Genomic DNA, 5,051 nt, shown 5'->3' with positions numbered 1-5,051 from the left:
AACTGGTAATTGAAATTGATGGAGAAACCCACAACGAGAGTAGATTTGAGTACGATATGGAAAGAAACAACCCCCTATGCCCCCTTTATTAAGGGGGATGGAAATTAAAGTCTATGGGTTTAACTCTCATAAGATTCAATGATAGTGATGTAAAGAAAGATATAGACAATGTTTTAAGGGCAATTGAAGGATGGATTGAACAATCACAACCCCCTAACCCCCTTTATTAAGGGGGAATTGCCTGCAAACCCGGGGTAAGTGTAGCCTCCCTCTGGGTAGAGGGAAAAAAGTAAAATTGCCCTCCACCCCTATTTAAAAGGGGTGAAAATCAAGAAAAAGCAAGAAATTGACGTTTGCAACTCTTTTGAAATCAAGGAGTTAGATGACAGGAGGGCAATAAGAAAAAGAGTGTATCTGTAACTACAAGCAAATCAACATGTTGTGAATTTCGTGAAAGGCACAATTACCAAATACAAGGAGGTAAAACATCATGGGAATAGAAGCCGCAGTAGGATATTGTCACAGTTCAGAAGATGCCTTTACCGCTGGGATTAAGGCGGCTGAAATGGCTATGGAAAAAACTAATGGAAGGGCAGATGCTGTCTTTGTCTTTAGTGCAATTAAGTATGACCAGGAGAAAATGCTTAATGGCGTAAATTCAGTTATTAAAAATGCTCCTCTGGTAGGTTGTTCTACGGATGGAGAAATACTTACCACTGGTTATATGGAAGATTCTGTTTCTCTAATGATACTAAATTCAGATGCCCTATCATTTTCAATGGGATATGGGCTTGAGGCAAATATAGATGCAAAAAAAACAGGTTTGATGACGGCTCAAATGGCTATGGATAATCGTGGTAATGAAAAAAAAATATCTGTTTTCTTTTTGTTTGGAGATGGAGTTAAAGCCAATGGAGTGGATTTGGTTAGAGGTGCACAGGAAGTTTTAGGAGAGGAATTTCACATTGTCGGTGGTTTAGCCGGCGATGGGTTTGAATTTCAAAAAACATATCAATACTATGATAATCAGGTTATAACCAATGGTGCAGTTGGGCTTTTAATCTCCGGGAATGTAAAAGTAAGTACTGGTGTAAAACATGGCTGGACATTTATTGGTCGTGATAGAATAGTAACTAAGGCAGAAGGAAATGTTGTTTATGAACTTGATGGAGAAAGTGTCTTTAAACTCTATGAAGAATATCTGGGGGAAAGGGCAGATGAGTTACCCCAGGTGGCGTTTGAATTTCCCTTTGGCGTAATTGATGAAAATAATCAACGATATCTTCGTTGTCCGGTGGCTGTCGATAGAAAATTAGGAACAGTTACTTTTGCTGGCAAGGTTCCTCAAGGTGCTACTGTCAAAATGACTACTGGAACAACGATTGATGCGATTAAAGCCGCCAGGGATGCCTCAGAATACGCTTTGTCAAATTTAGGAAAAAATACCACGCCAGCGGCTATCTTTGTTTTTGACTGCTGTGCCCGGAAAAAAGTCTTTGGTCGCAGAACACAAAAAGAAATTGATGCTATCCAGGGCATTTTAGGTGAAAATGTCCCTCTCATAGGATTTTATACCTATGGTGAAATTGCTCCAATTCAGCAAGAAAAAGAAGGTAAAATCTTTAAAATCAGCACCTTCCATAATTTGACTGATGCTATTGTCGTCTTAGGATAATAAAAAATGGATTCTATTATTCTTGTATCCAAAGATAGCCAGATAATATCTGTTCTAAAAAAACTTTGTGAACAGGAAGGATTTTTACCACAGGTTATTTCTACATCCGAGGAATTCAGAATTACTAAAGATAAATGTCCATTAGTTATCATGGATTTAGATAATACCCTGGAAATAAAAGACATTGGTGAAAATGTTCCCATTATTGCTCTCGGTGAACCTACGACCATTCTGAGTAAATTTAACCCTCAATACCTGGATATTATTACTAAACCAATTTTTTTAGAAATCCTGCAATTTAAACTAAAGAAAATTTTTGAGAAAATCCGCTTGACTGAAGAATTAAAAAAAACAAAAAGAGAACTCGAGACGGTCGATAAAGATGCAGAACATGCCTATGACGAATGGGAGAAAACTACCAGAGTCTTGAGAACTTCTCTGATGGAGGTGGAAAAAGAACGCAATGAGTTAGAAATACTCAATAAAGAATTGGAGAGATTAAACAAAGTAAAATCTGATTTATTGGTAACGGTCTCTCATGAACTAAGAACTCCGCTGACTTCAATAAAAGGATTAGCAGAAATACTATTGGATGAACAGATAGAGCCAGATGAAAGAATGGAATTTCTCCGGATTATTAATGACGAAAGTGAGAGATTAGGTCGGTTAATTAATAATTTATTAACTCTATCACGAATCGAAATAGGTAAACTGAAATGGGAAAAAAGGAATATCTCTATTGATAAAATAATAGAGGATACCGTGTCTAAAATGAGTGTCGTGGCTAATAAAAAAGGGGTAGAATTAAAAATGGAAGTTTCAGATAATCTGCCTTATGTTTATGGTGATGAGGATAAATTGGTAGAAGTCCTAATTAATTTGATAAATAATGCTGTTAATTTTACTCCTTCTGGAGGAGAGATAAAGATTACGGCAACGAATGCTCAGGATGAAATTTGGATTTCAGTTAGTGATACAGGAATTGGAATTAGGACAGAGGAACAAGAGAAAATATTTGATAAATTTTATCAGATAAAAGATAATATTTTATCTGATAAACCAACAGGTATGGGGCTTGGTCTGGCTATTTGTAAGGAGATTATTGACCATCATCAAGGCAAAATTTGGGTAGATTGCCCGCCGGAAGGGGGAGCTACTTTTACCTTTAGTTTGCCAGTAAGTAAGTATTCAGTAAAAGGAGAGCAACAAAGATGAATTGGTTCTGGAAAATATTATGTTATGGAGGCGCTATCCTTTATCTTATCAGTCCGATTGACCTTCTGCCAGGTTTTCATTTCATAAGTCTCATAGATGATTTCATAGTCTTAGGATTAACATATTGGTTTATTAATGTTTATTTGCCTCGGAGATATACTTCATATCAGAGGACAGAAAACAAAGGACAGAAGAGAGAGGATAGAAAAGAGAACATAGATGAAGATCCATATACTATTCTTGGAGTATCACGACACGCCACTCAAGAGGAGATAAAGAAGGCTTATCTTAATTTAGCCGCTAAGTATCATCCGGATAAGGTTAATCATCTGGGTGATGAATTTAAAGAATTAGCTCATGAAAAGTTTGTTCAGATACAGGAGGCATATCGGAATCTATCAGGGGAAAGATAAAATACAGAATGCCTACATCTTACAACAGAGGTGAATTACCATTAAAAATACCCAGATTGCGAATATCTTCAATCATATGGCGGATATTTTAGAATTTAAAGGAGAAAATCCATTTAAGGTTAATGCCTACCGTAAAGCGGCACGCGTAATTGAAGACCTAACGGATGATATTGAAATACTGGCAAAACAAGGGAAATTAATGGAAATTGATGGGGTAGGGGAAGGGATTGCAAAGAAAATTGATGAATACATAAAAACAGGGATGATGACAAAATACGAGGAAATTAAGGCTGATGTCCCGGATAGTTTGATAGAATTACTTGGTATCCAGGGATTAGGACCAAAAACTTTAGCCCTTGTTTTTAAAGAATTAGGGGTTAAAAATCTATTAGACCTGCAACGAACAATTGAAAATGGTTTTTTAGCCAGATTACCTCAAATGGGTGAGAAAAAGATAGAAAACATCAAAAGAGGGATTAAATTATTTCAGGCAAGCAGAGAAAGAATCTTACTGGGATTTGCCTTGCCTCTGGTAGAGGAATTAATTACAAAATTACAGAAATTACCTGAGGTCTCTAAAATTTCACCCGCGGGAAGTCTGCGTCGATTAAAAGAAACGATTGGCGATATTGATATTTTAGTTACAGGTAAAAATGGGCGAAAGATAATTGATTATTTCGTCCATTTACCGCAGGTGAAAGAAATCTTAGCCGCTGGTGAGACTAAAGGTTCAATAATTACTGAAGATGGAATACAGGTAGATGTGCGTGTAGTTGAGGAGGAGTCTTTTGGTGCGGCACTGCAATACTTTACTGGTTCAAAGGCTCATAATATTAAACTTCGTGAAATGGCAAAGAAAAAGGGATTGAAAATAAATGAGTATGGTGTATTTAAAGGTGAGGAGAGGATTGGTGGGAAAAACGAAGAGGATGTTTATCTTTCACTGGATTTACCCTGGATACCTCCAGAATTACGGGAAGATTTAGGAGAGATAGAACAAGCAAGCAATCTACCCCAATTAGTGCAACTTGATGATATTCAAGGAGATATTCATATTCATACAAATTATTCTGATGGTTCTTCTTCAATTGAAGATATTGCCCGTTATGCGAAAAGCCTTGGATATAAATATATCGCTATCTGTGACCATTCTCAATCGGTTAAATATGCCGGTGGCTTGACCGCCGATGAATTATTACATCAGATTGAGGAAATTAGAAGATTAAACGAAAAGATTGGCGGAATTAAAATCTTAGCCGGCAATGAAGTAGATATAAAACCCGATGGAACTTTAGATTATCCAGATAAAATATTAGAGCAGTTAGATATAGTTGTTGCCGCAATTCATATGGGATTCAAACATAATGTAACCGAGAGAATCTGTCGGGCAATGGAGCATCCTTTAGTCGATATAATCTCTCATCCAACCGGAAGATTAATTGGCACTCGGGAAGGATATGAAATTGACCTGGAGAAGATTTTACAAAAGGCAAGCCAAACTCAAACTGTGCTTGAGATAAATTCTTATTATGAACGGCTGGATTTGAATGATATAAACTGCCGAAGGGCAAAAGAATTTGGCTGTAAATTTGTAATTGATACCGATGCCCATCACTTCCAACAATTATGGATGATGAAATTAGGAGTAGGGGTAGCCAGAAGGGCAGGACTGACTAAAGACATAATCATTAATACCCAACCGTTATCTCGATTTCTTTTGGACATCGTCGCAAAATAGCCACATCCTC

General features: G+C 36.9%; 4 protein-coding genes. All 4 read left to right on the top strand.

Features of this window, described 5'->3' with window-relative positions:
• The first annotated feature begins 490 nt into the window (after positions 1–490).
• The 4 genes from AB1422_16760 (at position 491) to polX (ending at position 5,041) form a co-directional block, all read left to right on the top strand.
• Positions 491–1,675 carry an FIST N-terminal domain-containing protein gene (locus AB1422_16760; protein MEW6620958.1) on the top strand — a complete coding sequence of 395 codons (1,185 nt, stop codon included), beginning with the start codon at positions 491–493 and terminating at the stop codon, positions 1,673–1,675.
• 6 nt (positions 1,676–1,681) lie between these two features.
• Positions 1,682–2,890, top strand: a complete 1,209-nt coding sequence (locus tag AB1422_16755) for a hybrid sensor histidine kinase/response regulator (GenBank protein MEW6620957.1) — start codon at positions 1,682–1,684, stop codon at positions 2,888–2,890.
• On the top strand, positions 2,887–3,303 hold the full coding sequence (locus AB1422_16750) for a DnaJ domain-containing protein (GenBank protein MEW6620956.1): 417 nt from the start codon (positions 2,887–2,889) through the stop codon (positions 3,301–3,303). Before AB1422_16755 ends, AB1422_16750 begins: the two co-directional genes overlap by 4 nt.
• A 76-nt stretch (positions 3,304–3,379) precedes the next feature.
• Positions 3,380–5,041, top strand: a complete 1,662-nt coding sequence (polX, locus tag AB1422_16745) for a DNA polymerase/3'-5' exonuclease PolX (GenBank protein ID MEW6620955.1) — start codon at positions 3,380–3,382, stop codon at positions 5,039–5,041.
• Positions 5,042–5,051: the final 10 nt, after the last annotated feature.

The organism is bacterium, assembly GCA_040757115.1.
Lineage (GTDB): Bacteria > UBA9089 > CG2-30-40-21 > CG2-30-40-21 > SBAY01 > JBFLXS01.
Note: the sequence above shows the minus strand (reverse complement) of the source record. Positions and strands in the feature narration are given on the sequence as shown.

Bases quoted from the DNA above. Each gene is read 5' to 3' on its own strand.
- AB1422_16760 (MEW6620958.1), top strand. From the start codon at position 491: ATGGGAATAGAAGCCGCAGTAGGATATTGTCACAGTTCAGAAGATGCC.
- AB1422_16755 (MEW6620957.1), top strand. From the start codon at position 1,682: ATGGATTCTATTATTCTTGTATCCAAAGATAGCCAGATAATATCTGTT.
- AB1422_16750 (MEW6620956.1), top strand. From the start codon at position 2,887: ATGAATTGGTTCTGGAAAATATTATGTTATGGAGGCGCTATCCTTTAT.
- polX (MEW6620955.1), top strand. From the start codon at position 3,380: ATGGCGGATATTTTAGAATTTAAAGGAGAAAATCCATTTAAGGTTAAT.